The organism is Sporomusa sp. (assembly GCF_035561255.1).
GTDB lineage: Bacteria > Bacillota > Negativicutes > Sporomusales > Sporomusaceae > Sporomusa.
In genome coordinates this window covers 1-4,866 of the sequence record NZ_DATMXX010000271.1, presented here as the reverse complement: position 1 = coordinate 4,866, position 4,866 = coordinate 1, and the positions used below count along the sequence as shown (strand labels likewise).

5 protein-coding genes and 1 riboswitch are annotated in these 4,866 nt (G+C 47.9%); all 5 genes read left to right on the top strand.

The features are described 5' to 3' along the window. Window positions 1-60 precede the first annotated feature (60 nt). Window positions 61-142: riboswitch (cyclic di-GMP riboswitch) on the top strand. A 54-nt stretch (window positions 143-196) separates the two neighbouring features. Then, on the top strand, window positions 197-1,873 hold the full coding sequence (locus VN379_RS15125) for a GspE/PulE family protein (RefSeq protein ID WP_325535292.1): 1,677 nt from the start codon (window positions 197-199) through the stop codon (window positions 1,871-1,873). Between the two features lie 63 nt (window positions 1,874-1,936). Beyond that, complete coding sequence (locus VN379_RS15120) at window positions 1,937-2,986, top strand: type IV pilus twitching motility protein PilT (protein WP_349255131.1); 1,050 nt, start codon at window positions 1,937-1,939, stop codon at window positions 2,984-2,986. A gap of 17 nt (window positions 2,987-3,003) precedes the next feature. Next, complete coding sequence (locus VN379_RS15115) at window positions 3,004-4,224, top strand: type II secretion system F family protein (RefSeq protein WP_325535288.1); 1,221 nt, start codon at window positions 3,004-3,006, stop codon at window positions 4,222-4,224. Window positions 4,225-4,246: 22 nt separating this feature from the next. Further along, the gene (locus VN379_RS15110) at window positions 4,247-4,651 is read left to right on the top strand and encodes a type II secretion system protein (protein WP_325535286.1); all 405 of its coding nucleotides are present in this window, start codon (window positions 4,247-4,249) and stop codon (window positions 4,649-4,651) included. Between the two features lie 99 nt (window positions 4,652-4,750). After that, window positions 4,751-4,866 (top strand): prepilin peptidase (locus tag VN379_RS15105; protein WP_325535294.1); only part of this gene is annotated, 116 nt, incomplete at its 3' end.

Here is a 4,866-nt window from a genome sequence, read left to right as displayed (position 1 = left end):
AGGAATTGTAAGCTGCCAGGCGAATATACTTTAGCAAAACACTGTAATTCTGATATTCAGTACATAATGGAGCAATGAAACCTGGACTGTATTTGGGCACTTAGACCAGGCTGAGCGAGTAGTGCAACCGGCCGCAAAAATATTTATGTTTTGCAATACCGGTTGCTTTTTTTATGATCTAAAATGGAGAGAAAACATGTTAAACAACCGCAAACGTCTGGGTGATCTGCTTATCGAAGCCAGATTAATTACCAAAGAGCAATTGGACAAAGCCCTTACTGTTCAAAAGAAGACAGGTGAACGATTGGGGAAAGTACTCATTAATCTCGGGTACATTACGGAAAACAACATTATTGAGGTATTGGAGTTTCAGCTTGGGGTACCGCATGTCGAGCTAGCCGGTATGGTTATTACCAGGGAGATCGTGGCTACCATCCCGGTTGCTTTGGCTGAGCGCTATCAGATCATTCCGTTAAAAAAAGAGGGGCGCAGGCTTACTCTGGCCATGGTTGATCCAACTAACTTCTTTGCCATTGACGATGCCCGGATGGCATCAGGGTGTGAGGTCGAACCGGTTATTGCCGCTGAACGGGAGATCATGCGGGCCATTAGCCAATACTATGGTGTTAATGATTTAGTCGAAAAAGCGGTCAATCAGTTAAAACCTGAAGAAGCTGTAGCAATGTCCCAGGTCCAAACAGCCGATGACGCACCAATAATCGGGATAGTTAATTCGCTGTTTAGCCAGGCGGTAAGGGAACGCGCCAGCGACATCCACCTGGAACCTCAGGAAAAAACCCTGCGGGTCCGGTTTCGTATTGACGGAGTGCTCCGGGAAGTGGCGTCCTTTACCCGTGATATTCAGGCCGCGATTGTCTCCCGAATCAAGATTACCGGCGGGATGGATATCTCCGAAAGACGCCTGCCACAGGATGGCCGGATTAAGATTACTGAAGCCGGGCGTGATATTGACATCCGTGTCTCAACCTTACCCACTATTTTGGGAGAGAAGGTTGTTATGCGGATTCTCGATAAACAGACTGTTATCCTAGATGTCGGCAAACTGGGTTTTTCCGCAGATAACCTACAGATCTTTCGCCGCCTGTATACCCAGTCCTATGGTATGATTCTGGTTACCGGGCCAACAGGATCAGGTAAAACAACAACACTTTACTCTACCCTGGGAGAGATCAATACTATCAGTAAGAACACCATCACGGTGGAGGACCCGGTCGAATACCGGTTGGATGGTATTAACCAGGTACAGGTCAACCCCAAGGCCGGGCTGACGTTTGCATTGGGCTTACGGTCAATACTGCGTCAGGATCCCAATATTGTTATGGTCGGTGAGATCCGGGATACAGAAACAGCCGATATCGCCATCAGAGCTGCCCTAACCGGCCATCTGGTATTAAGCACTTTACATACCAACGATGCGCCTGGGGCTATTACGCGGCTGATCGACATGGGCATAGAGCCTTTTCTCGCGGCCTCCTCCATACTGGGGGTGCTGGCGCAGCGCTTAGTCCGGTGCATCTGCCAGGAGTGCAAAACCAGCTACACGCCGGTGCATGACTCGCTGGAGCGGCTATTTCTTGGTGTTGCCCCTGAGCAGCCCTTGACCCTGCACCAGGGAACAGGCTGTACGGCCTGTGGCTTTACCGGCTATAAAGGACGGATGGGTATTCATGAGGTGATGCCGGTTACTCCGGCCATTAGGGAACTGATTACTAGACGGGCTTCAGCTGATGAGATCGCAATAGAAGCCAAAAACCAAGGCATGCTGTCGATGCGCCAGGATGGAATTTCGAAGGCGCTGGCTGGTCATACAACTGTGGAAGAGGTTATGCGGGTGGCTTATGCCGGCCTGTAGCAATCTTCGCAGCTTCAAACCTTAAACCAATAATCGCAGTAGATAATGGGGGATACCGGGATGATGGATGTACTACTACGCGCAGCAGTCGAAAAACGAGCTTCAGATATACATATTACAGTCGGTGTACCGCCTGTATTGCGGCTTAATGGCAGTCTGGTCAGGACTGCAGCCGCACCCTTAACTGTTCAGGATACCCGGGCCATGCTTGAGGCCATCACCTCACCGGAACAGCAGGATAAATTCTGGCAGACCGGGGAGATTGATTTTTCCTTCGCCATCCCCGGCGTGAGCCGATTCCGGGTAAACGCCTTCCGGCAGCGTGGTTCTGCTGCCATTGCTATCAGGGTGGTGAACGAGCGGATTGCCACCCTGGATGAGCTGGGCCATCCTGATATATTGAAAACCCTGGCCCGTATGCCGCGGGGGCTGGTACTTGTCACCGGACCGACCGGCAGCGGTAAGTCCACTACGCTGGCCGCAATGATTGACCTGGTTAACAATGAACGGGCCTGCCATGTGCTGACACTGGAAGATCCGATAGAATACCTGCATAAACATAAAAAATGTATTGTTAATCAACGCGAGATCCATGCTGACAGCAAATCTTTCGCGAATGCACTGCGGGCAGCCTTGCGGGAAGACCCTGATGTCATCCTGGTAGGGGAGATGCGCGATGTTGAGACAATCGGCATTGCGGTTACCGCAGCTGAAACAGGACATCTGGTATTTGCCACCCTGCACACCTGTGATGCTGCCCAGACAATCGACCGGATTATTGACGTCTTTCCACCTCACCAGCAACAGCAAATCCGGATTCAGTTATCGCTGACACTGCAGGGTATTGTGTCTCAGCAGCTCTTGCCCCGCCTTGACGGCAGCGGGCGAATTGTGGCCCATGAGGTTTTGATGGTTACCCCGGCTGTGCGGAACCTGATCCGTGAGGGCAAGACTCATCAAATCGCCTCAGTCATCCAGACCGGAGCCCGGTTTGGCATGCAGGCCATGGATTTCTCCCTGCGGGACCTCTTCCGCCGCGGCATTATCAGTTATGAAGATGCCCTGGAGCGTTCGATGAACCCGGAGAACTTTATCCGTTTGGCCAACGGCTAATGCAAGGAGATGACTAAGTGGCCAAAACCTATGAATATAAAGCGAAAGACCGCACCGGCCAATTACATACCGGCAGTATTCTGGCTGACAGCGAGACCGCGGTAGTCCTTCATTGCCGGGAAAAAGGCTATTTCGTGCTGCAGATCAAAGAACAAGGCCGGCCAGGTGGCACCCTGGGGGCCATTGCCGATAGTCTTCAGACTGTCAAGACCAAGGATCTCGCCATGGTCTGCCGCCAGTTTGCCACCATGGTGGATGCCGGTTTGTCCCTTGTAGCCTGTCTGAGTGTCCTGATTGAGCAGACTGCTAATAAGCGCATCAAGACGGCATTGCAGAGTGTCTATAAGAAGGTCAAAGAAGGTGAGACCTTTTCCCGTGCCCTGGCCGAACACCCCCGGGTGTTTCCCACCATCATGGTAAATATGGTAGAGGCCGGAGAAGTAGGCGGGGTGCTTGATGATGTCTTAAACCGGCTGGCAACTCATTTTGAGAAAGAGCATAAACTGAATGAGAAGGTCAAGTCAGCCATGACGTATCCAGCAGTTGTTATTACGATGGCTGTGTTGTGTGTGATTTTTATTCTTGCTTTTGTTATGCCTACTTTTTTGAGTTTATTTGCTGGAATGAAAGTCGAACTGCCACTGCCAACCAGAATGTTGTTGTCAATGAGTGGTTTTTTTAAGAATTACTGGTGGTTGATTTTACTTGAGCTAATTTGCTTGTTGGTTATTCTAAAAGTTGCTTATAACAAGGAGAGTAGCAGAAGAAAAATTGATCGAGTAATCTTAACGTTACCAATTGCCGGGCCTTTACTTCGTAAAATTGCCATTGCACGATTTAGCCGGACATTGAGTACGCTAGTTCGTGGTGGTGTCCCCATTATAACTGCACTGGATGTTGTAAAAAAAACCATTGGTAATTTAAGCATGACTGATGCATTAACTAAAGCTCAGATGAGTGTACAGGAAGGTGTCGGTTTGGCCTCAACACTGGGGTCAAGCAAAATATTTACCCCAATGGTTATTCATATGGTAGCTATCGGTGAGGAAAGCGGAGCTCTTGATAAGATGCTGGAGAAAGTGGCTGATTTTTATGAAAGCGAAGTTGATGATACTGTCAGCCGCCTAAGTAGCATTATGGAACCTTTGATTGTCGGGATATTAGGGGTGGTAATCGGCTTTATTGTAATTTCTGTAGTAATACCACTTTTTGATGTCATAACTAATGTTGCTCCATAATAGTGAAAGGAGGTGAATGTAAATGATTATGAGTTTAAGAAAATCTTTGAAAAATCAAAAGGGCTTTACTCTTGTTGAATTAATGGTAGTAATTGCAATTATTGGGATATTAGCAGCAATTGCAGTTCCCAAGTTAGCCACGTCTACTGATTCCGCAAAAGTAGCCAAAATCCAAGCTGATCTTAGAACTATTGGCGGCGCATTGGCTGTATATTATGCCAATCATGGTTCCTATCCAACGACGCTCGGAGCGCTGGTGACTGAGAATTTACTGGCTGCAGAGCCTAAGACACCAGATAATACTACTTCATATACTTATCCTATTACGGGTAAAGAGGGTGTTGCATCCGCAGTTTTTAAGGGTAAAACCTACTATTCAGATGGAACTTCTGAAACTCCTGCTACTACTCCTCCCGCCGGCAGTTGATAAGTTTAAACCACCAAAGTAGTAATTCTGCTTTGGTGGTTTATTCTGGATTTTAGGATGATCTAATAGTTTCAGCAAAAGAACAAAAAGGAGCAATAGATGTTTTTTGTATTGATAATTATTATTTTGGGTGCTAGCTTAGGCAGTTTTTTGAATGTCTGTATCTATCGTTTGCCTATAAATAAATCTATCATTTTACCACCCTCACATTGTGT